Origin of the sequence: Dechloromonas denitrificans (assembly GCF_001551835.1) — a bacterium.
Classification (GTDB): domain Bacteria; phylum Pseudomonadota; class Gammaproteobacteria; order Burkholderiales; family Rhodocyclaceae; genus Azonexus; species Azonexus denitrificans.
Genome location: NZ_LODL01000007.1, coordinates 60,115 through 85,615, shown reverse-complemented (window position 1 = coordinate 85,615; position 25,501 = coordinate 60,115). Strand labels below are relative to the sequence as shown.

The window sequence follows — 25,501 nt, the reverse complement described above, 5'->3', positions numbered from 1 at the left end:
GGCGGTATTTCGGCAAAAAGTTGCCGGTTTCGGGTTTTTCAGGGAATTGATTGACGATTGCGCGGTCAGAGTCGCTCTCGATCACAACCACAGGAGTTTCAAATGGCTAATTCCGTAACGCTGGGCGGCAATCCGATTGAAGTGAGCGGTGTTTTCCCCGCCAAGGGCGCGCAAGCTGCCGAGTTCTCGCTGGTCGGCAAGGATCTGGCGGACGTCACGCTGGCCAGCCTGGCCGGCAAGCGCAAGATCCTGAACATCTTCCCGAGCATCGATACGCCGACCTGCGCCACCTCGGTGCGCAAGTTCAACCAGTCCGCCAACGATCTGAAAAACACCGTCGTGCTCTGCATTTCCGCCGACCTGCCGTTCGCGCAGAGCCGCTTCTGCGGCGCCGAAGGCCTGGCCAATGTGCAGACGCTGTCCACGATGCGCGGTCGCGAATTCCTCGAAGCCTATGGCGTGGCGATCAAGAGCGGTCCGCTGGCCGGCGTCGCCGCCCGGGCCGTGGTCGTGCTCGATGAAAACAATCGCGTGCTGCACAGCGAACTGGTCAGCGAGATCAAGAGCGAGCCGGATTACGCCCCGGCACTGGCTGCCCTGGCCTGATCGCCCACCGGTCGATCGCCCGGTTTTTGCCCTTTTCGGGCGGTCGACCGCAGCCCTGAGCAAATATTCCCGATGCCGATGAACAGGCTTTTTCCCGGTGTGTCGAGCGGCCCTTCACCGTATGGGCTGAAGCTGGCCGAGCTGATTTCGGCGCTGTCGCACGCGCTCGATATCACCGAAGGCCAGCCGGAAGGCCATTGCGTGCGCTGTTGCTGGATCGGCATGCACATCGGGCGGACCATCGGCCTCGCCGACGAAGACTTGTGGGGCCTGTACTACACCTTGCTGCTCAAGGATCTCGGCTGCAGCAGCAACGCCGCCCGCATCTGCGAGTTGTACCTGACCGACGACCTCGGCTTCAAGCGCGACTTCAAGACGGTCGGCGACAGCCTGCCGCAGGTGCTCCAGTTCGTGCTCAAGCACACCGGCCTCAAAGCCGGGCTGGCCGAGCGCTTTCGCGGCGTGCTCAACATCATGCGCGAGGGCAGCGAGATCGCCCAGGAACTGATTGCCACCCGTTGCCAGCGCGGCGCCGAAATCGCCCGCCTGCTGCGCTTTCCGGAAAACGTCGCCCAGGGCATCTACAGCCTGGACGAACACTACAACGGCCAAGGCAAGCCGGAAGGGCTGGCCGGCGACGCGGTGCCGCTGTTTTCGCGGATCGCGCTACTGGCCCAGGTGATCGACGTCTTTCATACGGCCGGCGGTCAACAGGCGGCGCTTGACGAAATCCGGCTGCGCGCCGGGCGCTGGTTCGACCCGCGGCTGGTCGAGGCCTTCGAGCAGATCGCCGAAGTCGAAGTGTTCTGGTCGACGCTGACCTCGCCGCAGATCGGCGAAGCCGTGCTGGCGCTGGAACCGGCTTCGCATGTCGTGGCCCTCGATGACGATTATCTCGACGATATCGCCGCCGCCTTCGGCCAGGTGGTCGACTCGAAAAGCCCCTACACCAGCGGCCACAGCGCCCGGGTGGCGCTCTATACCGACCTGATCGCCGAGCAGATGGGGCTTTCCGCCGAGCGCCGGCGCTGGCTGAAGCGCGGCGCGCTGCTGCACGACGTTGGTAAGCTCGGCGTCAGCAACAGCGTGCTCGACAAGCCGGGCAAGCTCGATGCCGACGAATGGGCGGCGGTGCAGGCACATGCCATGTACACCGAAACCATCCTGGCGCGCATCGACGCCTTTGCCGAACTGGCCCGCGTTTCGGCGGCGCACCATGAGCGGCTGGATGGCAAGGGCTACCCGCGCGGTTTGCTGGCCGACGAAATCAGCATCGAAACCCGGATCATCACGACGGCCGACATTTTCGATGCGATTACCGCCGAACGCCCCTACCGAGGGGCAATCCCGATTCCAAAGACACTCGAAATGATGGCCGAAAACCTTGGAACGGCGATTGACGAACGCTGTTTTGAGGCGCTGAAGCAGGCACTCGACCGCCTGCCGGCCTGATTCCCCCGTAAAATACGGTTTTTTCGCATTCGGGCATTCCCGGACAAGGTTTTTTCGCATGACTATTGAACAAAAAGTGCCGACCGTCGGCTTCGTTTCGCTGGGTTGCCCGAAGGCTTCATCGGATGCCGAGCGCATCCTGACCAAGCTGCGCGCCGAAGGTTATGAAATCTCGCCGAACTACGACAATTCCGACCTGGTGATCGTCAATACCTGCGGCTTCATCGACGCCGCCGTCGAGGAATCGCTCGATGCCATTGGTGAGGCCTTGAACGAAAACGGCAAGGTCATCGTCACCGGCTGCCTCGGCGCCAAGGGCGACATCGTGCAGACAACCCACCCGTCCGTGCTCGCCGTGACCGGCCCGCATTCGGCCGACGAGGTGATGGGCTACGTGCACAGCCACCTGCCGAAGCCGCACGATCCCTATACCGACCTCGTGCCGCCGCAGGGCGTGCGCCTGACGCCGGACCACTTCGCCTACCTGAAGATTTCCGAAGGCTGCAACCATAGCTGTACCTTCTGCATCATCCCGTCGCTGCGCGGCCCGCTGGTGTCGCGGCCAGTCGGCGACATCCTGGCCGAAGCCGAGAACCTGGCGCGGGCCGGCGTCAAAGAGATTCTGGTCATTTCGCAGGACACCAGCGCCTACGGCGTGGACCTCAAGTACCGCACCGCCTTCTGGGGCGGCAAGCCGGTGAAGAGCCGCCTCAAGGAATTGTGCGAGGCGCTGGCCAGCTTCGGCATCTGGGTGCGTTTGCATTACGTCTACCCGTACCCGTCGGTCGATGACGTCATTCCGCTGATGGCCGAGGGCAAGATCCTGCCTTACTTGGATGTGCCTTTCCAGCACGCCAGCCCGAAGATCCTGAAGGCGATGAAGCGCCCGGCCTCGGCCGAGAACACGCTGGAGCGGATCGCCAAGTGGCGTGAAATCTGTCCGGAAATCGTCATCCGCTCGACCTTCATCACCGGCTTCCCGGGTGAAACCGAAGAGGATTTCGACCAGCTGATCCAGTTCCTCGAAGATGCCAAACTCGACCGCGTCGGCGCCTTTGCCTACTCGCCGGTCGACGGTGCCAAGGCCAACGAAATCGAAGGTCTGCCGCCGGAAGAAGTGCGTGAAGACCGCCGCCGCTGGTTGATGCAGGTCCAGGAAGACATTTCCGCCGCCAAGCTCGAAGCCAAGATCGACACCACCATCCAGGTGCTGGTCGATGCGGTCGATGAAGAAGGCACCATTGCCCGCTCCAAGGCCGATGCGCCGGAAATCGACGGCCTGGTCTATCTCGACGGCTACTTCGATGCCCAGCCGGGCGACTTCCTGCAAGTCAAGGTCATCGACGCCGATCACCATGACCTCTACGCCCAGCCTGTCTGAACGGCTGGCCGCGCAGTTGGCAAAAGCGGTCGGGGCGCCTAACGTCCTGACCGATCCCGCCGAGCTCGCGCCCTTTCTTACCGACTGGCGCGGGCGCTACCGGGGGGCGGCGCAGTGCATCGTCCGCCCGGCAAATACCGCCGAGGTCGCGGCGGTGGTCAAAATCTGCGCTGAAACCCAAACGCCCATCGTGCCGCAGGGCGGCAATACCAGCCTGTGCGGCGCGGCGACGCCGGATGGCACTGGCAGGGCCGTCGTCCTCAGCTTGGGCCGCCTGAACCGCATCCTGGCGGTCGACCGGCAAAACAACACGATTTCGGTCGAGGCCGGCTGCCTGCTGGCCGCCGTGCAGGAGGCCGCCCGCGCCGCCGACCGCCTGTTCCCGCTCGCCCTGGCCTCGGAAGGGACGTGCCAGATTGGCGGCAACCTGTCGACCAATGCCGGCGGCGTCCAGGTGCTGCGCTACGGCAATACCCGCGAACTGACCCTCGGCCTCGAAGTGGTGCTGGCCAATGGCGAAATCTGGGACGGGATGCGCGGTCTGCGCAAGGACAATACCGGTTACGACCTGAAGCAACTGTTCATCGGCGCCGAAGGCACGCTCGGCATCATCACCGCGGCCGTGCTCAAGCTCTTTCCGCTGCCCAGAACGCAGACCACCTGCTGGCTGAACGTCGCTTCGCCGAGTGCTGCGGTCGACCTGCTGAATTTGGCAAAAACCGTTTTCGACGCGCAACTGACGGCTTTCGAGCTGGTTTCCGAAACCGCACTCGGCCTGGTCCTGAAGAACATCCCGGACAGCACGCGGCCGGCGGCAGCCAGCCCGTGGTACGTGCTGGCCGAGTTTTCCGAGGCGGCGCCAGCCGCCGTCGAAAGCTGGCTGGCGAAGCAGCTGGCCAGCGGTGCGGTGGCCGATGGCGTCATTGCCCAGTCGGCGGCCCAGGCGAAAAAGCTATGGGCCTTGCGCGAAAACATCTCGGAAGCGCAGAAGATCGAAGGCATCAGCATCAAGCACGATGTCGCGGTGCCGGTCTCCCGCCTTCCGGCCTTTCTTGAACGGGCCGACGCGGCGCTGGCCAGCGCCTTCCCCGGCATTCGCGTCGTCGCCTTCGGCCATGTCGGCGACGGCAACCTGCACTACAACCTGTCGAAAGCGGATGCCCAGCAGAACACCGCTTTCATCGACAGCCAGCCGGCGGTCAACCAAATCGTCCATGACGCCGTGCACGCGCTGAACGGCTCGATTTCCGCCGAACACGGCATCGGCCAATTGAAGCGCGATGAACTGCTGCGCTACAAGAGCCCCGTGGAAATGGCGCTGATGCGCTCGGTCAAGCAGGCGCTCGACCCGCAAGGCTTGCTGAATCCGGGCAAGATTCTTTGATTTTCCCCGCCTGAGACATCTACGGGAGCTGCGGCTCCCGTTTTTTGTTCAATCCCGCTTGCCCGCGAAGTAGGGCAGCAGTGCCTTGGCTGCCTTGATCCGCTGGCCGGCCGAGGCCGACGGGTCGTTCATCACCGCCAGCAAAAAACTTTTCGGATCGCTGTAGTTGCTGCCGACAGTCAGCGTCGAGTGCTTGTCGGCGGGCCGCTGGGGGCTGTCATCCGGCGCAGGGCTGGGTTCGTCCGCTGCGAGCAGGGCCAGCCCATGCCGGAATGCAGCTGCGTCGATAGATTTCAGGCTGGCCAGAAGATCGGCTTGACGGTCCATGTTCGGCGCCATTTCGAGGCCCGACTCGTCGCTGAACATGCTGCCCAGGCTGGGGTCGATGAAGGCCGACCATTTGCCGGTGGCCGTGTTCAAAGCCGGTGCCAGGTCTATCGTCGCCGGCTCGGCGCCGGGAACGAGTTCGAGACTGGCCGGCGGCAGATCGGCCAGGTAGCGGCGCCGGAGTTCGGCAAGGAAGTGCCGGGCCTGCGCGACGGGGATCGGCTGGGCGAGCGACAGCCAGAGTCGAAAGCCCTTGTCACCCGACACCGAGATGGCCGGAGCCGGCAAATCAAGCTCCTCCCGCAGCGCCTGATAGAGCTGGGCCAGCACTTCCCAATCGCCGGGCCGGGCGAATCTGATGCTGAGGGTCCGCACCGTACCGTCGGCGCTGACCGGCTGGAAGGGCAGGTTGCTGCCGTCATCCTCGGGGCTTTGGCCAAGCCCAGGCTGGTCAGGCAGGAAGTAAAGCCGCTGTAGCTGGGTAATCAGTTTGTTCATGCGCTGGCGCGGAAGAAAATCCGCTCGTCCCGTGAATAGGAGTCAGGCCGCAGCCTGGGAGCTGGTGTTTTAGCATACTGCGCCCCCGGTGGCGGCTGAATTTCAATGCAACGCGGCCCGCTCCGGCTGACTGCTGCGGGCGCGCTTGATCTGGTACATCCGCTGATCGGCAATTTCGAGCAGATGTTCGATCTGCTCGCCATCGCCCGGAAATTGCGCGGCGCCGATACTGGCCCGCAGAGAGAAGTTCGTGTTGTCAAACGAGAAAGGCGGCGCGATCGCTACCTGGAGACGCTGCACCGCCTTCTCCACGCCATCGGGGGCATCGACCGGCGCCAGAACCACTGCGAATTCATCGCCACCCAGTCGGGCAACCAGATCGGACTGGCGGGACTCCCCCTTGATGCGCTGGGCAAACTCTTTCAGTACCGCATCCCCGGCGCGATGCCCGTAGGTGTCGTTGATCTGCTTCAGGCCATCCATGTCGATCATCAGCAGTCCGGCCGCACGATGTTCGCGCGTGCTGCGCTGGAGCACATTGCGCAAGCGATCCATGAATAGCGAACGGTTGGCCAGGTTGGTCAGGCTGTCATGCGTTGCCTGGTGGAACAGATCGTTGTCGGCGTACTTGGTCGCAAAGTACATCGAGGCGCCAACTACCTCGGTCAGCAGGGAGAGGAGTTCTTCGTCCGCTTTCCTGAAGCCGTTCGGGATCGCCGAGACTGCCTTGAGGACGCCAACCGTTCCACCTTGGTGCTTCAGCGGCCAGACGCTCATCGAGCGCAAGCCGACCTTGCGGCAGGCCTCCCGGTCCACGCGGGGATCGGTCTCGGAATCGTCGCAGCGCAGGAATTTTCCGGTACGTATGCACTCGCCGGACAGACTGTTTGCCTGCTTGAGGCGCAGGCCGAGATGCGGCTTGGCCAGGCCCGAGGCGGCGCGATAGACCATCTCGTCCTCCTCGGCCAGTTCGATGATGGCGCCGTCCACACCAATCAGCGTCAAGGTGCGCTCGACCACCAGGGCCATGACCTCCCCCAGGTCGAAGCCGAGTTTGCTGATCTCGCTTTGAATTTCTATGATCTTGAGAAGCTGGGTCTTGCTCGGCATGGCATCCCCCTGATGCGTTAGCGGCAGATATGAGTCGTCGCCTCTATTTTAGCCTTTAGCCATGCCGATGCTATGCCTTTAGTAATAATTCGCGTTGCTCCACCCGGCCGCCGAAACTCAGCTGCGGAAAAAATCCCCGAAGACGCGGGCGAAGAGCAGGGGTTGTTCCAGGTTCATCGAGTGCCCGACATAGGGGAAGACCTCGAGACGGGCGTTCGGCAGTTTCTGGACCATGATGTCCATGTGCTCGCGGGGGATCCAGTAATCCATCTTGCCAAACAGCACCAGATGTTCCTGCGTCATCTCGCCCATGCGTTCAGCCAGGGCGCCGGAATCCCATTCCATGCCCAGATTGTGCGGGGTGCCGAACCAGACGCCATCCGAAAGCAGGCGGGTCTTTTCGATGATCCGCGCGAACAGTTCGCGCTGGGCTGTCGATGTGGCTTCGGCAAACTGCGGCGTTTGTCCGGCAACCAGGGTTTCCGGCCGGAAGAGGGTCGGGGCAGCGCTGGCCAGGCCGGCGAAGCAGATGTCGCTGTCGGTCTTCATCGCGGTCAGCACGCCGACCTGGCCGGGCGCCAGTTGCAGTCCGAGCGGGCTGACCGGATCGAGCATCAGTACCTTGCCAAATCGCTGTGGGGCCATCGCCAGCATGTGCGAGGCAATGATGCCGCCAGTCGAATGACCGTAGAGATGGCATTTCTTGATGCCCAGGGCGTCGAGTAGAGCGAGGTGGTCGCTGGCGTGGACCGCCATCGTGTAGTTCGAGTAATCGGCGGTCGGTTCGGGCTTGTCGGAGTCGCCACAGCCTCGCCATTCGGCGGCGATGACGCGAATGTTGGCTGGCAGCAGGGGCATTGCCAGATCCAGCCAGTCGGCGCAGCCGAGGTTGCCATGGACGGCGAGGACGACGTGATCGCCGCTGCCGTGTTCGACGTAGTTGAGGGAAAGTTCTCCTGCGGTGATTCTCGGCATCTCGGTCTCCTTGTGGTGAAGCGATGTTCGAATTTGTCATTCCGGCAGACGGTGCAATCCTACTCCGCGTTAGCTGCGCAGAACCGTCCGCATGCACACCGGCTTATGGCATAGTAATTTTGTCCATTATCGACTTTTGTAGCAATCCGGGTATTCCATTTGCGAAAAAAATGGCACAGAATCAGCCGGCCATGTGCGTAGTCATCTGATTTCATGGTGCTCCGCACGAAGTTGAAATTTTTCGCAAATTACAACGAGGGGACAACAATGATGCACAAAAAGACGATCAAGACCGGTTTGGGTGGTACTGGTGCAATGGCTTTATGCATGCTTGGCCTGGCTGCCGTGGCGAATCCTGCGCAGGCACAGCAGACCGATGTGGCATTGCAACCTTTGGTGGCAGGCCCGAGCAACCCGTTCGTTGATAACGCCAAGGCGGGCTATGTCTTCCGTACAGCGTATTTCGATCGGCGTACGGGCGGGGACGATCGTGGTGCTGGTCCTTATGATGCCAATGCGATGGGTATTGGCGGCTGGATCTACGGGCGCACCGGCGAGATTGGCAATATCCTCTCCTTCGGGGCAACCTACAATTTCACGTGGGCGTTGTATTCGCCGGATGACGTGACCAATGCCAGCTACATCCTGCGCTATCCGGGGCAGAGTTCGGTCAACGTGCTTGGCGAACTCTTCGTCAAGGCGCGCTTCGACAACAATGCATTAGTTCTCGGGCGGCAGGAGATCAATAATTCCTGGTACATGCAGGATGTTGTCCGCTTCTACAACACGATCGACCAGAGCATGATTGGCCGCAACGACATCCGCGGCATGCAGCCGATCCACTTCTCCGCCGTGACCGCCAAGGGGCAGTTGCTCGATGACACCCTCCGTTACTACGGCGGTTATCTCTGGGGAGTGCGCGGCAACGCCGAAAACACCCTGTCCGACAACGAGAATCGCTTTAACAGCCTGGGCGAATTCAACGGCCTGGCAGAAACCGATGGTGGCGCCTATGGCGGGGTTCAGTACAAGCCGACCAAGAACAGCATGCTCGAGGGGTCCTACTATGACTTCCAGGATCTCCTCAACATGGCGTACCTCTCCGGTGACTACGTCTATCGGCTGGAAGGCAAGAACTATCTGCGCTTTGGTGCCCAGTATTTCTGGCAGGGCGGCAATGGCCAGAACCTCATGACGGGCGGCAAGGATTTCAGTACCAGTGCCTGGGCGCTGTACGGAGAATTCAAGCTGCTGCCGCACGTGGTTCCCTATATGTCCTATGGTGAGACCGACAAGGAGCAACAGATCCGCTCACCGTTCGCCATCGGTCCGCACTACGCGACGCAGCGTATCAAGGCGATGCCGGTCGCCGGTGAAAAAACCATGTTCATCGGCACGATCTTCGACTTCGGAACTTTCGGAGCGAAGGGGCTGACCTTTGATGTGGCCTATGCTCACCGCATTGACCGGCGTTCCGATTTCAACGGCCCGCGCTTGCCCGACTGGAGCGAATTCTCGACCGATCTGGTCTATGTCCATCCGGGTGATGGCTTCTTCAAGAACATGCGTACGCGGCTGCGCTGGGCAACCGCCAAGGAGGACGGCGGGACAGCATCACTCGCTGGCGAGCGTAATTGGCAGGACATCCGTTTTGATGTCAGCCTGCCGATTAGCTTCTTCTAATTCGCCGCGGCCCCCAAGCCTACAGCCTGAAGCCTAGGGGGCCGCACTCAGCCAGGTCAGCAAATCGTTGAAGACGGCATCGACGACTTCCTGGTCTTGTTCGACCAGTGCTTCGCGCTGGGCCAGCGGCATTTCGCTCCCCATGCTCTTCAACAGGCGGATCTGCGTCTGCAGCATCCGGCCGTTTTCCTGTTCGATGCGGTGCAGGACAAGTGCGAACGGGTTGAGCGGGTCTATCTGTTCCGGAATGATCGGTATCAGCCGGATGCGCGCCAACTGGGCATGGCCGAGCGAGATGCCACGGTAGACCGCCGGCGGATTGAAAAGTGGACCGGGGAATTGCATGACCTTGCCCCAGGCGGCGAGCAGCGGGGCGACGATACGTTGGGCTTCGAGTGCCAGCATGGCATTGGTCGACCACTGGGTCGTCCGCAGCAGCAGGGTGACGGCTTCCAGTTCGCGTGCTGCCTGCGAAATGAAAAATTGCTGGACGACGCCGAGATTGGGAAGCCATTGCGCCTGGCTCTGGAAGAGCAGATTGGCGTTCTTGGTGGCGCAGACGACCAGGGCAATCCTGCTCTGGGTGTCGGGAGTGAAGCCGTCTGCCGCAATGCGGTCGCGGGCCTGGTCGTAAAGGGTGGGTTCGATCATGTCGGCGTCTTCCGGGGCTGAGTTTTCCGGGGGCGGGCCGGCGTGGGCGTGGCAGGTGAAGCCGCGACCGGGCGCACGGCGCGCATCCAGTCGCCATCGCAGGGCAGCCACTGGATTTTGGCTGTCGGATCATCGGCGGCGATCCAGACGCTCTGGTCGCCTTGCCAGGTGCCGTTGGTAATGCGGTCGAGAAACTCGCCGAGCTGGCGCATGGTGACCGCCGGCATTTCCAGCGTGAAGGCATGATAGGCGTGCTGGATGATGAGTAGCCGGGAGTTCCTGATCTTGCTGCGAATCAGTTCGTGGCATTCGCGCGGCGTGAAGAAATCGAACTCGCCGTTCATGATCAGCGTTGGTACCTTGATCTTGGGCAATTGGGCCGTCAGTGGCTCGAATTCGACGAAGGACTCCATCAGGTTCTGCAGCGCATAGCCGTCGTTGCCAATGTAGCCGGCCCGCTTCATGGCCGGGATACGCTCGCGGTTGGCGGCGATCCAGGCTGAACTCATGTTCATCGGGTAGAGCATGTTCTGCAGGTAGGGCAGGCCAACCTCGGTCAGGCCCTGGGTCATGACTGCACCGAGAAATTCGAGTTGCGGCGTTAGTTCGGCAAAGGTGCTCATCGCTGTCAGGCTGTATAGCCGCTGGCCATAACGGATGGCGAAGTCGAGTGCGACGATGCCGCCGAAGGAAATGCTGACCAGATGAATCTTGTCGATTTCAAGCTCGTCGAGCAGGTGGGCCAGCGTGTCGGCATGAGTGGCCAGCTTACTGTCGATCACCGGCTTTGAGGATCGCCCCTGGCCCAGCATGTCGTAGGCTAGAACCCGGTAGCCGCGGGGAACAAAATGCTCAGCGTAACTCTTCCACAGATTGGCGTTCTGGGTCAGTCCGTTCAGGAAAGTGATGACCGGCCGGCCAGGCTCGCCGACCAGTTCGTAATTCACCTTGTGGGGGCCAAAAATGACGGTCGGCATGTTGCTCCGCAGCAATTAAATTGATTGGAAAAAGGCTTTTGTCATCGTGCTTCTGTGCCTATGATGATAGCGCGTCACGAAAATTATGTTTCATAAAAAACTGAAGCAAATAATCTCTTCACCGGAGGATTCGGACATGATCAATAACCCATCGGGTTGGCGAGGGGGGATGCGCTGGTTGGCATCGTTGACCTTGACGCTGACCATGGCTTTCACGGTCAACGCGCAGCAGTCATTAACAGCGCGTTCGGTAGTCGCGGCGCAGGACAAGTTGAAACAATCCTACTCAGTCAAGAATTTCCGGATCGGCGGGAAATATGACCTAGCCAATCCCTCCTCATGGGAGAACGGTGCCGAGGGCGGCACGACGCTCGAATCACTTGGCGCGCCGCCGGCGACCACAGCCTACATGGCGCTGGGTACGCCGAAGCGCAACGCCAAGGGCGAGATCGTCAATGCCATTGTGATCAACTCGTATTACTCCGGCGATGCGACGACGATGTACACCAACTGGGTTGCCGGCCAGGCCGGCAACGCCTTTTCCGGCGGCGCGCTGGTCGGCCCCGGTCTGTTGTTCGACACCAATCGCTTCTATGTCGTCTTCGTCGATGCCCTCGGCCTGTGGGGCGCCTCCAAGCCGTCCGACGGCCTTGGCCGAAAGTTCCCGGTCTATAGCTACTACGACATGGTGCAGCTCAACTATCGTTTGCTGCGTGATCACCTGAATATCGGCCAGGTTGTGCTGGCGACCGGTGCCTCGATGGGTGGCACGCAGTCCTATTATTGGGGCCTGATGCATCCCGGCTTCGTCAAGGCCGTGATGCCGATCGGCGGCGCCTCGGCGACCGATGGTGAAGGTCCGGTCGCGGCCTGGACCTTCCAGTTGGCCAAGGCGGCACTCGAGTCCGATCCGGTCTGGATCGAGACCAAGGGCGATTACTACAAATTGCCCAAGGAAAAGCATCCGAACAAGGGGGTCGAGTTCCACTGGTCGGTGTTGTCGCTTACCGGCTACCAGCTCAACTACCGCCAGTCGCTGGGCTGGGAGGCCGTTTCCAAGGAGGTGTTCACCTGGAATAGCGACCTGCGCATGGGTAAGGAGGCCGGGAACAACCTGAAGGGGCTGGCTGCACAGTTCGACGCGGTCGACCTCTGGTATCGCGACACCGTCGGCGAGATCCATAACGTCAACAAGCTGCTGCCCGGCATGAAGGCGCGGACCCTGGTCATGCATATCGACAATGACCAGTGGCTGATCTCCGACAAGGCCCGGGCGGCGGCCAACGCCATTCCGGGCGGTCAATACGTCGGTTTCAGCAGCCCGATGGCCCACTACGCGGTGTTCAAGGCGCCGAACGAAATGAAGAGCGATCCAACCTTCAATTCATTCATGCGCGACATCGGCGTGGTTCAGGACAAGAGCATCGTCTGCGAGGCGAAGAACTACCGCTCGCCGAAGATCAACATGAACCCGAACCCGGCTAAGTCCTTCTGGAAGGACGAGATGGTTTCGCCTTTCCCGGTCAAGTACGCCAAGGTCAAGGACAAGCGCGGCGTCGAGTGGGAAATCGGCTACATGGACGAATATTGCGGCAAGTCGGCCAATCCGCCGACCCTCGTCGTGGTCCATGGCAAGGGGGCTTTCGGCGCCCACTACGGTTACCTGATCAAGTTTGCCGTCGAGCGCGGTTACCGTGTCATTGCGCCGGACATGCCGCAATGGGGCACCTCCGGTCCGGGCAATATAGACAAGCCGATGACCAGGACGCTGGATGATGTCCGCGATGCCTTCCACAATCTGATTGTCGACAAGCTCGGTGTGCGCAAGGCCTTCTATCATGGCCATTCGCTGGGGGGGCAGACGGTAATCGGCTATGCCATGCGTTATCCCGATGCCGTGCAGGGCCTGATCCTTGAGGGGCCGGCCGGCCTGGAGGAATATCCCAAGTTTCTGGCGATGGGCGACAAGGAATATCCGATCTGCGACAAGTCGATCGCCTATGATCTGAAGCGCTGGCATGCCGCCTACGACCCGATGGGCTTGGTCGAAGGCGAGATCAAGCGGACGCCGCAGGGGGTAGAGGACTTCTTCTATTTCAAGAAGCGCGATGCCAACGGCAACGTGACGCCGAGCGCGGCCGGCTACTTCTTCAACGATACCGAGTACGCGCGTCTCCACACCAACCAGCGGATCGCGATGATCACCGGCAACAAGCGCGAGTTCGAGCAGTGGGCCTTCATGTTCACCTATGACCTGTACTCGATTTGCTCGGAAAACGACAAGGCCGATCCGAACTCGATCTACAAGCGCCTGCCGACCATCAAGGTGCCGATCTTCCTGGCCTTCGGCGCGAAGGAGCCGTTCATTCCGGGCACCGGCCTGAATGGCGTGACCGACCTCGCCAAGAACATCACCATTCCGTTCAAGGAGCGCATGACGGCGGTCGGCAACCCGCCGCAGATCAAGGTCTATCCGGGTGTCGGGCACTTCATTCATACCGATGTCCCCTATGAATTCGCCAAGGATACGGTCGATTTCATGAAGACCCGCCATGTCGATGCCGCTTCGGCGGATGTCATCGATGCGCTGATCAACAACGTCGGCCCCGCCACCGCTGCCCCGGCTGCTGCCGCCGGCAAGCCCAGCGGCCTTGCCAAGTGAGGTGCATGATGACTACGAACATGAGGAATACCCACATGAAAAAGTTCATCGCTACGCTGGCCCTGGGGACCGTCTGCGTGCTGCCCGGTGCCAGTTGGGCTGCTGACGACTACAACCCGAACCGGATCACGCCGCCGTCGTCGATCATGGCCCAGAATCAGATGAAAAAGTACTACGAGATTCCGGGCTTCCGCATTGGCGGCAAGTACAACCTCGATGCCAGCCCTGAAACCTGGCGCAACGGTGGTGAGGGCGGTACGACGCTTGAGTCGCTTGGCGCGCCAGCGCTCAAGGTCGGCTACATCGCGGTTGGAACGCCGAAGCGTAACGACAAGGGCGAGATCACCAACGCGCTGATCATCAGCACCTTCTACTCCGGCGACTCGACCTGGATGTACAACACCTGGTACGAGGGGCAGCCGGCCAATGCCTTCTCCGGCGGCGCCATCGTCGGCCCCGGCAGGACTATTGATACCAACCGCTTCTACGTCGTTTTCCTTGATGCCATCGGCCTGTGGGGCGAAGCCAAGCCCTCGGCCGGGCTCGGTCGCAAGTTCCCGCAATACAATTATTTCGACATGGTCCAAGCCAACTACCAACTCCTGCGCGATCACCTCAAGGTCGCCCAGGTCGAGGTGGCGACTGGCGTCTCGATGGGTGCGACGCAAACCTGGGTGTGGGGCGTAATGTATTCGCCCAGCGGCTTCGTCAAGGCGATCATGCCGATCGGCGGTACGACAGCCTCCGATGGCGACGATCCGGTTGGTCAATGGACCTTCCGCCTCGGTCAGGCAGCGATCGAGAGCGATCCGGTATGGCGCCAGACCAATGGTAACTACTACCACCTGCCAGTCGACAAGCAGCCCAAGCAGGGCCTGGAGTTCATGTGGTCGATCCTGCAACTGACCGGCTACACCTTCCCGGTGCGTTCGGCTACGCCCTGGGTAAACCTGCAGAAGGAGGTCTTCTATTGGGAACCAAAAGGTGACCAAACCCTGAGCTGGATCAACCGAACCAAGAACGAGGACATGGTCGACTACTGGTACCGCAATAATGCCGGGTTTAGCTACAACATCAACAAGGAGTTGAAGCGTATCAAGGCGCGGACCTTGGTGGTCCACGTTGATACCGACATGTGGCTGATGGTCGAAAATGCCCGCAAGGCAGCCGAGACTGTTCCAGGTGCTTCATTCGCCAGTTTCCCCGATGCAACGGCGCATTACGGTGTATTCAAGGCGCCGAATCTCATCCGGGATACGATCCAGGGCTTCGTTGAGAACGCTTTTGTCGCCAAATTGCCGGGTATTGGTGGTGGGGCGGGGGGCGCGGCGCCGGCTGCAACTCCGAAGCCTGCCGGGCTGGCCAAATAGCAGATAGCTGATCGAGAGAGGGACGGGCTGCCGGAACGGCAGTCCGGCCTTTTTCACACACGGGTTAGGATAATTGAAGGCGGCTAGCCTGTATGGCCAAAGCAGCGAAAGGCATTTCGAGCGGGCTTGTGTCGGATAAGCGCTACAACCGCTGCCTGCATTACTGGATCACCTTTGACCCCATCTTCCGCTTGGTGAGGTCACGGAGGAAGCGTTCGACCATGTTCAAGGAGGCCGAAGTCGGCGTGAGGTGCATGACGAAGCAATGACGCTTGACGATCCATTTCAGTACCCAGACGCGCTTAGCAAGATCAATTCAATTATTTGTGCAAGGTAGGGTTCAGGCCTATAGTCAGATTGCATTCTCATAACGAACTTAACGAAATGTGGGGGGCATCATGGATGCAATCAGGACGTTGCTGGAATCGCAACTGTTATTTAGTCTCTTTCTGACAGTTGCATTAGGTTATGTCGTTGGTGAAGTGAATATCAAGGGCTTCTCGCTGGGTTCGGGAGCTGTGCTTTTTGTCGGCCTGGCCGTCGGTGGCTTTGCCCCGAAGTCTGCTCCGCCGGGTCTTCTGGGTACTTTGGGTCTGTTGCTGTTCCTCTATGGCGTGGGTATTCAGTACGGCGCCCAGTTCTTCAAGGGCCTGACCAGTGCCAATGGCTTGAAAGCCAATGCATCGGCACTTTTCGGGGTTGTCGGTGCGGGCGTACTCGCCGTTGCGCTGGTACCGATGTTCGGCATCAAACTGGATGAATCGCTTGGTTTGTTTGCCGGGTCGGGGACCAGCACCGCGACCTTGCAAGCCATCATTGCCGCGCTCCATAGCGATGGTGCCTCCGTGGGGTACAGCGTGGCGTATCCGATCGGCGTCGCCGGCCCCATCCTGGGCTTATATGTCCTGCATGCGGTGCTGAAGCCCAAGATCGTCCAGCCAGCAGCCAAAGTAATCGAGACCGCTGAAATCCTGGTTAAGAATGCCGAATTCATTGGCATGAAGTTCTCGGCCCTTACTTCCCGGCTTCCCCCTGGTGTGGCAATTGCTGCTGTTCGCCGTGACAAGCACAACCAAATCCCGACCGAGGATCTGGTTATCCGTGCCGACGATGTCCTGTTGGCAACCGGAACGGACCCGGTAGCCCTGAAACAGGCTGCGGAGACCTTTGGCGTGTTACAGACCGGACGCATTACGAGCGATCGCGAAGATCTGGACTACCTGCGGGTCTTTGCCTCCAGTAAGGCAGTGGTGGGGCTTGCTCTCGGAGATATCCGGTTTCCCGAAGGCGTCATCTGCTCGATTGCCCATGTCCGTCGGGCTGACGCCGATATGCTGCCCAATCCCGATCTGATTTTGGAGGTTGGCGACCGTGTCGGCCTTTTGGTCAATCGCGCGCACATCAAGGCGGTGCGAAAACTCTTCGGTGACTCCATTAAAGGAACCGCCGAACTCAGTTTCATCTCGATCGGCATGGGGGCGGCGCTCGGCTTGTTGCTTGGCTTGATCCCTATCACCGTCCCAGGCGTTGGCAAGCTGACTTTGGGACTTGCCGCACTCCTCTTGCTGGCGCTCTATCTTGGCAAGATCCGGCGCTCCGGGCCGTTTATCTGGACCATGCCACTGTCGGCCAATCTGGTACTCCGGAATTTCGGACTGACCATTTTCCTGGCCCAGGTCGGCATCGCCTCCGGTCCGAAGTTCTTTGCGACGGTTGGAACGGCCGGTGTCTCATTCCTGCTCTACAGCCTTGCCATTGCCTTTGCCCTGGTCCTGATTACCGCGGTGTTTTGTCTCTGGGTATTCAAACTGCCCTTCGACATGGCCGTCGGCGTCATCAGTGGTGCGACCGGAAATCCGGCCATTCTGGGCTTTGGTAATCGAATCGCCCCGACCGATCAACCGGATATCGGCTACGCGATGATTTTCCCATCGATGACGATCGCCAAAATTCTGTTCGTACAGATTGCCGCAGCCCTGATGGGAGGGTAGCCCGCGGCATATTCAGGTAACCGAACACTATCTTGTTGGGAGACTGCAATGAAAGTTTCAGTATTTAGCGCCAAGCGCTACGACCGCGAATATCTGGACGCGGCAAATCGCTCTGCCGGACATCAACTCAAATATTTCGAAGATCCTCTCGATCTCGACACGGTTGCCTTGGCGGCCGGTGCCGAGGCGGTATGCATCTTCGTCAATGATAAAGCCAATGCCGCGGTGCTCGAACAACTGAAGGCCGGTGGTACGCGGCTCATCGCCTTGCGCTGCACCGGCTTCAATAACGTCGATCTGCAGGCTGCGGCGAGCCTTGGGCTCAAAGTGGTTCGGGTCACCGATTACTCTCCGTATTCCGTGGCGGAACATGCCGTCGCCTTGCTCCTTGCCATCAACCGAAAGATTCACCGGGCCTACAACCGGACCCGCGACTCCAACTTTGCGTTGGACGGACTGATGGGGTTCGATCTGCACGGCAAGACGGTCGCCGTTATCGGCACCGGCAAGATCGGCCGTGTCTTCGCCAAGATCATGGTGGGCTTTGGCTGCAATCTGATTGGCTACGATAAATTTCCTTCGCCGGAATTCGAGGCGCTTGGTGGGCACTACGCCGTCCCCGGCGAGATCGGAAAAGATGCCGATATCGTCTCGCTGCACTGCCCCCTGACGCCCGAGACGCATCATATCGTCAATGCGGAAACGCTCAGTCGTGCCAAGCGCGGTGCACTGCTGATCAACACCAGTCGGGGCGGGCTGGTCGATACGGAAGCGGCCATCGAGGCGCTCAAGAACGGTCAATTGGGTGGATTGGCGCTCGATGTCTACGAGCAGGAATCCGACCTGTTTTTCCGGGATCTCTCGAACACCATCGTGACCGACGATGTGTTCCAGCGCCTCATTTCCTTCCCTAATGTCATCGTAACGGGACATCAAGCCTTCTTTACCCAGGAAGCCGTTAGGACCATTAGCGAAACCACCCTGCAAAGCGTGTCGGAGTTTGCCAGCGGCAGACCGTTAACGAACGAGATCAAAGCTCCTTGAGCCAGCCTGGGTGCCCGGCACCCACTCACCTACGTTGTCGAAAAAATAGCGAAGGAGATCATCATGGCCATTACCCGTCATCCCGTAGCGGACTCCCTGCGTGCTTCGGATACCGGCAAGATTGTGTCGGCCAAAGAGGCTGTTCGTCTAATCAAGGATGGCGATACGGTGGCAACCGGCGGCTTCGTCGGCATCGGCTTTGCCGAGAACATTGCTATTGCCCTTGAAGAACGTTTTCTCGAAGCTGCTGCGAGTGATGTGCATGGTTTGGGAAGTCCCCGCGACCTGACCCTGCTCTATGCGGCCGGGCAGGGGGACGGGAAAGAGCGCGGCCTGAATCATCTCGGCCATGAAGGGCTGGTCCGCCGGGTACTGGGTGGTCACTGGGGCCTGGTTCCCAAGTTGCAGCAACTGGCCGTTGCCAACCGCATCGAAGCCTACAACCTGCCGCAGGGGGTGATTGCCCACCTGTTCCGGGATATCGCCGCCGGCAAGCCCGGCACGATTACCCGCGTCGGACTCGGTACCTTTGTCGATCCGCGCTTTGGCGGCGGGAAGCTGAATGAGATGACCACGGCGGATGTCGTCCGCCTGATGGAGATCGACGGCGAGGAATACCTGTTCTACAAGGCGCTACCGGTCAATGTCGGCATCATTCGTGGCACCACAGCGGATCCCGACGGCAATGTCACCATGGAGAAGGAGGCGCTGACGCTGGAAGCGCAGGCCATTGCGATGGCGGCGCGCAATTCGGGCGGCATCGTCATCGTCCAGGTCGAACGCATCGCCGAGCGGGGAACGCTCAATCCGCGCCAGGTCAAGATTCCCGGCATTTTGGTCGATTGCATCGTCGTCGCTGAGAAACCCGAGTACCACATGCAGACATTCAGCGAACAATACAGCGCGGCCTATGCCGGTGAGATCCGGGTGCCGATGTCGGCGATACCCGCCATGGAGATGAGCGAACGCAAGATCATCGCTCGCCGGGCGGCCCTGGAACTCAAGGCCAATGCCGTGGTGAACCTCGGCATCGGCATGCCGGAAGGGGTTGCCAATGTTGCCTCGGAAGAGCGGGTGATCGATCTGATGACGCTGACCGCGGAGCCCGGCGTGATTGGCGGGGTACCGGCCGGCGGGATGAGTTTTGGCGCGGCGATCAATCCGCAAGCCATCATTGATCAGCCGAGTCAGTTCGACTTCTATCAGGGCGGTGGTCTCGACATTGCCTTCCTGGGCCTGGCGCAGGCCGATAGCCAGGGCAATCTGAATGTTTCCAAGTTTGGCCCGCGGTTGGCCGGGGCTGGCGGCTTTATCGATATTTCCCAGAACGCGAAAAAAGTGGTGTTTGTCGGTACGTTCACCGCCGGCAAGCTCGAGATTTCGGTTACCGATGGGAAGTTGTCCATTCTTCAGGACGGCAAATCAAGGAAATTCGTCACGGAGGTCGAGCATCGGACCTTCAGCGGTTCACAGGCCGCCAAATGGGGCAAGGAGGTCGTTTATATCACCGAGCGCTGCGTCTTCAAGCTGCGCAGCGATGGAATTGAACTGACCGAAATCGCCCCCGGCGTCGATCTCCAGAAGGACATTCTGGACAAGATGGATTTCACCCCGATCATGGATCGCCCGCCGGTATTGATGGATGCCCGCATTTTTTCCAACGATCCCATGAACCTCAGGGCTGCGCTGTTGGAAATTCCGCTCGAAGATCGCTTTACCTACGATACGAACGAAAATCTGTTCTTTGTGAATTTCGAAGGTCTGTCGGTACGCAGCCTCGATGAAATCAATCGCATCGGGCAGGCCGTCGAAAAGAAATTGGCGCCGCTCGGCCACAAGGTCAATGCGATCGTGAACTACGACCGCACGTCCATCTTGCCGGAACTCGTCGAGCCCTACATCGCCATGGTCAAAGCTGTGGTCGATCGCTACTACATCGACGTGACCCGCTATACCAGCAGCGCGTTTATTCGCATGAAGCTTGGGGAGGCGCTGGAGAAGCGCAATATCGCTCCCCAAATTTATGAGACGCCTGAAGAAGCTCAGCAGCACTTGCCTCGTTAAGGCTGTTCCATACACCGACGATACATTCCGAGTTCAATATTTAGGAGCAAATGATGGCCAAGGAAAAAATGGTCCGCCGCCCAATTCTCGAAGGTAAAAAGGCCTTGATTGTCGGCGTGGCGAACGACAACTCGATTGCCTACGGCTGTGCCCGTGCGTTCCATGAACTCGGCTGTGAAGTGGCGATTACCTACCTCAATGAAAAAGCGAAGCCACACGTCGAACCGCTGGCCGGCGCGGTTGATGCCAAAATTTTTGCCCCCCTCGACGTCTCGCAGCCGGGCGAACTCGAAGCGCTGTTCGAGAGGATCAAGAATGAGTGGGGGGAACTCGACATCCTTGTCCATTCGATCGCTTCGGCCAAGAAGGAGGACATCAAGGGCAAGCTGGTCGACTGCTCCGCGGATGGCTTTGCGCTGGCCATGGATATATCGGTGCACTCGTTTATCCGGATGGCCAAGCTGGCCGCACCGTTGATGAAAAAGGGCGGCACGATGTTCGCCATGACCTATCACGGCGCCCGCAAGGTGGTCCCGAACTATGCCGTGATGGGGCCGGTCAAGGCGGCCCTCGAAGCAGCCTGCCGCTACCTCGCCTTCGAACTGGGCAAGAAGAAAATCCGTGTCCATGCGATATCGCCGGGGCCGCTGAAGACGCGCGCCGCTTCCGGTCTGAAGGACTTCGATCTGCTGCTCAACGAAGCCGTCGAGCGCGCTCCGGTGGGTGAATTGGTGGACATCATGGATGTCGGCTTCACCTGTGCCTACCTGGCAACGCCCTACGCCCGCCGGATGACGGGGGAGACGCTGTACGTCGATGGCGGCGTCAATATCATGGCCTGAGGGACATGGTAAAAAATATCAACTCTGATCTTTGGCTAAAATGCCGGGCATGAATCGATCAGAATCTGTATTCACCCCGAAGAGCGGAGAAAATTTTTTCCCGGGAAAGCTCGTCCCACCGCGCAGGGGCGAAGAAGTTGCGTGACCGGGGCGATGTCGTCAGATAAGCGCTGCAACCAGTGCCAGAATTACTGGATCACCTTTGACCCGATTTTTCGCTATGGCTGCCGGGCGCTGGACTTTAAAAGCCGGCGGTTGCCGGAGCGTGATGTCATCGAGTCATCCGGGCAGCCCTGCCATTTCTTCCAGGCCAAGCTGAAGTCGCCGGCCGGGCGTTAGCGGAGGACGGGCATCGTCCGCAGGCAGGCGACGTAGGATTTGTCGCTGACGCCGATGTGCTCGACCAGCCATCGCTGGATGAGCTGGATGATCGTCAGGCTGACGTCCTGACGCACCGCCTGTTCCTCCAGTTGCGCCAGGTGGGCCGAGAAGGCGCGATGCTCCGCGATATGCTGTTCCAGCTCGGGATAGCCGTGCAGCCGCATCAGGGCTTCTTCGACGACGAAATGGGTGCGCGCGAAATGGCTGAGTTCGTTCAGTGCAAAGTAGACGACGGACCAGTTGTCGCCCCCTTTGACGACGCCCTGAAGCTTGTCGAGGATCTCGAACAGGGTTTCGTGCTGTTCGTCGATTTCCTGAATTCCTGTCAGAAGTTCAGCAGTCAAGCCCATGGCGTGCGATCCAAGCTAAAACGCGATTGTAGCTTGCGTTGTCGGGCGCTTTGTCGCTCAGTCGCGAATATGCCGGGTCAAGGCTTGCGTAGTGCCAGGCCCGAGGTGCCAACGGCTTTCCAGAACTGCTCCAGTGTTGCCAGCAGCAGCGGCGAGCTGGCGACCGGGTGGCTGCCGTAAAGGGCAATGACCAGCCGGCGGTCGAAGTCGATGTACAGGCTGGTGCCGTGCGGACCGATTAGCGCGGCCCGGTTGCTTTCGCCGCCGAGGTGGATGAAGCCATAGCGCGCCTCGCTGCCTTTGGCAAGGCCGGGGATTTCCGGCGTGCGCAGGCCGGCCGAGGCGGTCAGGGTTTCGATGAACCAGCCGGGGATGCGGCTGCGCTGGCGCGTGTTGCGGGCCTCGAGCAGCACGTTGCCGAGGCGGCCGAAATCGCGCAGCGATAGGGCCAGGCCGTCGGCCAGTTCGACGCCTTGCGGGTCGGTCAGCCAGAGTACCGGATGTTCCGGTTTCAGGCGGCTCTGCAATTGTTCGCAAAAGAGGCGGGAGAGCGGTGTCGCGTTGCTCTCGGCGAGCAGCCAGGCGAGCAGGTCGTCGTCCGGGCTGCCGGCGCCGGGGAGGTCGATCTTATCCGGCAGCGCGTTCCAGCGGCCTGGCTGGCTCAGCCAGGGGCGCATGCCCTCGCTGGCATTGCTGGCGGTCCAGCCGCCGGCCTGGCGCCAGCCGGCGATCTCGTCGGCGCTCCAATTGTGGCCTTCCTCGTTTTCGAGCAGGCGCTGGACGGACAGTTTGCGGATGCCGGGCTGGCTGCTCAGGCTCGGCAGATAGCGATTGAGCGGGCGGTCGGCGGCAAGCTTGCCCTGGCCGATGGCGATGGCGCCGAGCAGGTTGAGCAGCGGCCGTGTCGCCTGCTGGAGCAGGCGCGGCTCATCGGCGCGCAGGCCGTTGCGGTAGCGCTCGGCGAGGATGCGGCCGTTTTGCAGTATCAGTACGCCGTCCGCCTGCAGCCGGCTGTCGAGCAGGAAGGCCAGGTCGCGTTCGCGGCCGTCGCTCGGATCGGTGGCCTTGGCGGCAGCGAGATCGAGCTGGCGGTTGGCCGGGCGCAGGGCTTCGCCGTCGGCTTCCGGCTGGCGACGCAGGGCGGGCATGAAGAGGTGGGCGGCGGGCAGTGTCAGGCGCAGGTTTTCGTCGTTCAACCAGTTGCTTTTGTTGATCCAGCGACCGAGTTTTTGCGGGCCGCTCGCCACTTTCTCGAACTGGCAGGCCGGCGCCGCTGCCGGCGCGGCGGCCGGCAGGGCGAAAAACAGCGTCAGGGCGGTCAGCCGGCGCATCATCGAATGTTCTCCCAGGATTTGTCGGATGAGCGCGGCATCAGTCGTTCGCAGGCGTCGCGCACCACGTCGTTCAGGTTGTTGTGTTGGGCATGGCGTCGCCGCAGCCAGGCGGCGTCGCCGGCTTCATCGCTGACGATCGGGCGCAGCGCATTGAGCCAGTGTTCGCAGCCGAGCTGGCGGGCATCGTCGCTCAGGGTGTCGAGCAGGTCGAGCAGGCTTTGCCGCAGCGGCACCTGGCTTGGTCCGGCGGGATCGGCCAGCAGCGCATCCATGCCGTAACGGCAGGCCTGGAACTTGTTGGCGCGGGCGACGTAAACCTGTTTCGCTGCCTGCAGTTCGGGCCGGGTGCGCAGCAGCCAGCGGCTCAGCGACTGGGCCAGCGCAGCGAGCGAGGCGGCCTGTTCGATGGCGAGCGGGGTGTCGCAGACGCGGATTTCGACAGTGCCGAATTCCGGTTTCGGCCGGACATCCCAATACAGATCCTTGATGCTGCTGGCGATGCCGCAGGCCTGCAGGAAGCTGAAGTGCTCGATGAAGGCCGCCCAGTCGGCCAGCGGTGGGCACTGGCCGCTTAGCGGAAAGGCCGAGACGGCGTTGAGGCGGGCAGACTGGAAGAAGCTGTCGACGCCATCGACATAGGGCGAGGCGGCGGAGAGGGCGATGAAGGTCGGGACGTAGATGCCGAGCGCCTGGGTCAGCCAGATCGCGTCGTCGGCCGAAGTGACGCCGACGTGGATGTGCTGGCCGAAGACCGTGAATTGCTTGGCCAGGTAGCCGTAGCGCTGGTACAGCGCCTCGAAGCGGTCGCCCGGGCAGATGCGGCGCTCCGGCCAGTGGTGGAAGGGATGGGTGCCGCCGCCGCAGATCGCGATGTTGTTGCGGTCGGCGTGAAGGCGCAAAGTGTCGCGCAGGCCGGCCAGGTCGGCGGCGATGCCATCAACCGTGGCCTGCGGCTGGGTGCTGACCTCGATCATGCTTTCGGTGATTTCGAGCTTGATCTCGCCATAGCGGCCGTCGTAGTCGAGACTGCCGATCAGATCGGTGGCGCCGCGCACCAGGTTGAAGTCGCGCCGGGAAACCAGTTGCAGTTCCAGTTCGACGCCGAGCGTCAGCGGTGCGCTGTGCTTGAATTCGCCGATCGCCTGCGTCATGCGATACCTCCTGCTTGGGTCGTTGTCGTCTCGCACTCGCCGGAACGGCGCAGCGCCATCTGGCACAGGGCGGGGCCGGCCAGTTCCATGATGGCGGCGGCGAACAGCGGCAGGGCCAGCGCCGAGCGGCCGATTTCCGGGTAGAGGGCGGCGATTTCGTAAGCCATGAAGACGGCGGTGGCCGACAGCGGCTGGATGCCGAGGCCGACCAGCAGGCGCTTGGGCAGGGGTAGGCTGCCACCCGACCAGGCCAGTGCCGCGCTCTTGGCGGCGGCGCGGACGACGAGCAGGCCGAGCGCCTGGAGGCCGGTCAGCCAGGTGAATTCCTGCCAGGGCAACGAGGCGCCGACGATGACGAAGAGAATGATGGCGAGCAGCCAGTGGCCTTCCGGCAGGCTGGTGTAGCGCAGTACCTGCTGGCGGTCGCCGGCGGCGAGCAGGATGCCCATCAGGAACAGGCTGAGGAAGACCGGCACGGCCAGCATGCGGGCCAGGCCGACGGCAAGCAGGGCGCTGGCGACCAGCACGAAGACCTGGGCCAGCGAGCCCTTGGGCAGGCGGCGGGCGATGACGATGGCGATCCGGGCGCCCAGCCAGCCGATCAGCAGGCCGCCGCCGGCCACCCAGAGCGGATGGGTGGCGGCATTCAGCCAGTCGGTGCTGTGTTCGGCATGGATGATGCCGAGCACCAGCGTGAAGGCGACGAAGGAGGCGGCCGAACTGAGTGCGGTGTGCAGCATGATGCGGTCGCTGACCAGGCCCTGCGCCTTGCCGTCCTCGATGGCGAGCAGCACGACACTGGGCGCCGAGGCCATGGTCACGGCAGCCGTCGCCGCCGCCCAGCCCGGACTCATGCCGATCAGCCAGAAGGCAAAGGCGAAGATCAGCGCAAAGGACAGGGTGATGTCGCTCAAGGTGCTGCGCAGCAGTTCCGGGTTGCGGAACAGCCAGCCGAGATCGAGCCGGCGGCCGACTTCCATCATCAGCAGGCCGAGTGCGGCATCGGCCAGCGGCCGTGCCTGGGCCAGCGCCTCGAAGCTGATCCAGCCGAGCAGGGTCGGGCCGAACAGCGTGCCGGCCAGCACGTAGCCGACCACCTTCGGCCAGCCGGCGCGGGCGTGCAGCCATTCGCCGAGCAGCAGGCCGACGACCAGCAGCAGGCTGAACAGGGCCAGTGAATCGATCTGCTCGGGAAAAGGTGGCAGGAAGAGCAGGCGCTCGAGCAGCGCTTCCCACGCCGTCCGCAGGGTCTCAAGCATTTTTGCCCT

At 61.2% G+C, this 25,501-nt stretch carries 21 protein-coding genes; 12 read left to right on the top strand and 9 right to left on the bottom strand.

The window, feature by feature from the left end:
- Window positions 1–102: 102 nt before the first annotated feature.
- The 4 genes from tpx (at window position 103) to AT959_RS02995 (ending at window position 4,823) form a co-directional block, all read left to right on the top strand.
- Window positions 103–606, top strand: coding sequence for a thiol peroxidase (gene tpx / locus AT959_RS03010; RefSeq protein ID WP_066880468.1), 504 nt, complete (start codon window positions 103–105; stop codon window positions 604–606).
- A 72-nt stretch (window positions 607–678) separates the two neighbouring features.
- The gene (locus AT959_RS03005) at window positions 679–2,058 is read left to right on the top strand and encodes an HD-GYP domain-containing protein (RefSeq protein WP_083518173.1); all 1,380 of its coding nucleotides are present in this window, start codon (window positions 679–681) and stop codon (window positions 2,056–2,058) included.
- A gap of 58 nt (window positions 2,059–2,116) precedes the next feature.
- The gene (gene rimO, locus AT959_RS03000) at window positions 2,117–3,439 is read left to right on the top strand and encodes a 30S ribosomal protein S12 methylthiotransferase RimO (protein WP_066880431.1); all 1,323 of its coding nucleotides are present in this window, start codon (window positions 2,117–2,119) and stop codon (window positions 3,437–3,439) included.
- Entirely contained in the window at window positions 3,414–4,823 is a 1,410-nt protein-coding gene (locus AT959_RS02995; protein WP_205629819.1) for an FAD-binding oxidoreductase, read from the top strand. Before rimO ends, AT959_RS02995 begins: the two co-directional genes overlap by 26 nt.
- 48 nt (window positions 4,824–4,871) lie before the next feature.
- Here the strand turns inward: AT959_RS02995 and AT959_RS02990 are convergent, their stop codons facing one another.
- The 3 genes from AT959_RS02990 to AT959_RS02980 form a co-directional block, all read right to left on the bottom strand.
- Window positions 4,872–5,648: a hypothetical protein gene (locus AT959_RS02990; RefSeq protein ID WP_066880429.1), complete on the bottom strand. Its 777-nt coding sequence runs from the start codon at window positions 5,646–5,648 to the stop codon at window positions 4,872–4,874.
- 102 nt (window positions 5,649–5,750) lie between these two features.
- On the bottom strand, window positions 5,751–6,758 hold the full coding sequence (locus tag AT959_RS02985; RefSeq protein WP_088178927.1) for a sensor domain-containing diguanylate cyclase: 1,008 nt from the start codon (window positions 6,756–6,758) through the stop codon (window positions 5,751–5,753).
- A gap of 117 nt (window positions 6,759–6,875) precedes the next feature.
- Complete coding sequence (locus tag AT959_RS02980; protein WP_066880425.1) at window positions 6,876–7,733, bottom strand: alpha/beta fold hydrolase; 858 nt, start codon at window positions 7,731–7,733, stop codon at window positions 6,876–6,878.
- A 267-nt stretch (window positions 7,734–8,000) separates the two neighbouring features.
- Between AT959_RS02980 and AT959_RS02975 the strand changes: the two genes are divergently transcribed.
- Complete coding sequence (locus tag AT959_RS02975; RefSeq protein ID WP_066880423.1) at window positions 8,001–9,416, top strand: OprD family outer membrane porin; 1,416 nt, start codon at window positions 8,001–8,003, stop codon at window positions 9,414–9,416.
- A gap of 33 nt (window positions 9,417–9,449) precedes the next feature.
- Here the strand turns inward: AT959_RS02975 and AT959_RS02970 are convergent, their stop codons facing one another.
- Window positions 9,450–10,067: a hypothetical protein gene (locus AT959_RS02970; RefSeq protein WP_066880421.1), complete on the bottom strand. Its 618-nt coding sequence runs from the start codon at window positions 10,065–10,067 to the stop codon at window positions 9,450–9,452.
- On the bottom strand, window positions 10,064–11,044 hold the full coding sequence (locus AT959_RS02965) for an alpha/beta fold hydrolase (RefSeq protein ID WP_066880419.1): 981 nt from the start codon (window positions 11,042–11,044) through the stop codon (window positions 10,064–10,066). Before AT959_RS02965 ends, AT959_RS02970 begins: the two co-directional genes overlap by 4 nt.
- A 169-nt stretch (window positions 11,045–11,213) precedes the next feature.
- On the opposite strand from AT959_RS02965, the gene AT959_RS02960 reads away from it, so the two are divergent.
- The 7 genes from AT959_RS02960 (at window position 11,214) to AT959_RS02930 (ending at window position 21,356) form a co-directional block, all read left to right on the top strand.
- The gene (locus AT959_RS02960; protein ID WP_066880417.1) at window positions 11,214–13,706 is read left to right on the top strand and encodes an alpha/beta fold hydrolase; all 2,493 of its coding nucleotides are present in this window, start codon (window positions 11,214–11,216) and stop codon (window positions 13,704–13,706) included.
- A 35-nt stretch (window positions 13,707–13,741) separates the two neighbouring features.
- Window positions 13,742–15,076 (top strand): alpha/beta hydrolase, encoded by a 1,335-nt coding sequence (locus AT959_RS02955; protein ID WP_066880415.1) that lies wholly within the window; start codon window positions 13,742–13,744, stop codon window positions 15,074–15,076.
- Between the two features lie 398 nt (window positions 15,077–15,474).
- Complete coding sequence (locus AT959_RS02950) at window positions 15,475–17,067, top strand: aspartate-alanine antiporter-like transporter (RefSeq protein WP_066880413.1); 1,593 nt, start codon at window positions 15,475–15,477, stop codon at window positions 17,065–17,067.
- 48 nt (window positions 17,068–17,115) lie between these two features.
- Window positions 17,116–18,111 carry a 2-hydroxyacid dehydrogenase gene (locus AT959_RS02945; protein ID WP_066880411.1) on the top strand — a complete coding sequence of 332 codons (996 nt, stop codon included), beginning with the start codon at window positions 17,116–17,118 and terminating at the stop codon, window positions 18,109–18,111.
- 63 nt (window positions 18,112–18,174) lie between these two features.
- Window positions 18,175–20,175, top strand: a complete 2,001-nt coding sequence (locus tag AT959_RS02940; RefSeq protein ID WP_066880409.1) for an acyl CoA:acetate/3-ketoacid CoA transferase — start codon at window positions 18,175–18,177, stop codon at window positions 20,173–20,175.
- Between the two features lie 50 nt (window positions 20,176–20,225).
- Complete coding sequence (fabI, locus tag AT959_RS02935; RefSeq protein WP_240481692.1) at window positions 20,226–21,017, top strand: enoyl-ACP reductase FabI; 792 nt, start codon at window positions 20,226–20,228, stop codon at window positions 21,015–21,017.
- A 141-nt stretch (window positions 21,018–21,158) separates the two neighbouring features.
- Window positions 21,159–21,356 (top strand): hypothetical protein, encoded by a 198-nt coding sequence (locus AT959_RS02930; protein WP_240481690.1) that lies wholly within the window; start codon window positions 21,159–21,161, stop codon window positions 21,354–21,356.
- Here AT959_RS02930 and AT959_RS02925 read toward each other — a convergent pair.
- The 4 genes from AT959_RS02925 to AT959_RS02910 form a co-directional block, all read right to left on the bottom strand.
- Window positions 21,353–21,748, bottom strand: a complete 396-nt coding sequence (locus AT959_RS02925; RefSeq protein WP_066880404.1) for a bacteriohemerythrin — start codon at window positions 21,746–21,748, stop codon at window positions 21,353–21,355. The two genes, AT959_RS02930 and AT959_RS02925, sit on opposite strands and share 4 nt — an antisense overlap.
- A 77-nt stretch (window positions 21,749–21,825) precedes the next feature.
- Window positions 21,826–23,082 carry a serine hydrolase domain-containing protein gene (locus tag AT959_RS02920; protein ID WP_066880402.1) on the bottom strand — a complete coding sequence of 419 codons (1,257 nt, stop codon included), beginning with the start codon at window positions 23,080–23,082 and terminating at the stop codon, window positions 21,826–21,828.
- Window positions 23,079–24,233: a YbdK family carboxylate-amine ligase gene (locus AT959_RS02915; RefSeq protein ID WP_240481688.1), complete on the bottom strand. Its 1,155-nt coding sequence runs from the start codon at window positions 24,231–24,233 to the stop codon at window positions 23,079–23,081. Before AT959_RS02915 ends, AT959_RS02920 begins: the two co-directional genes overlap by 4 nt.
- Entirely contained in the window at window positions 24,230–25,492 is a 1,263-nt protein-coding gene (locus AT959_RS02910; RefSeq protein WP_066880400.1) for a cation:proton antiporter domain-containing protein, read from the bottom strand. The genes AT959_RS02915 and AT959_RS02910 overlap by 4 nt, the downstream gene beginning before the upstream one ends.
- Window positions 25,493–25,501 lie beyond the last annotated feature (9 nt).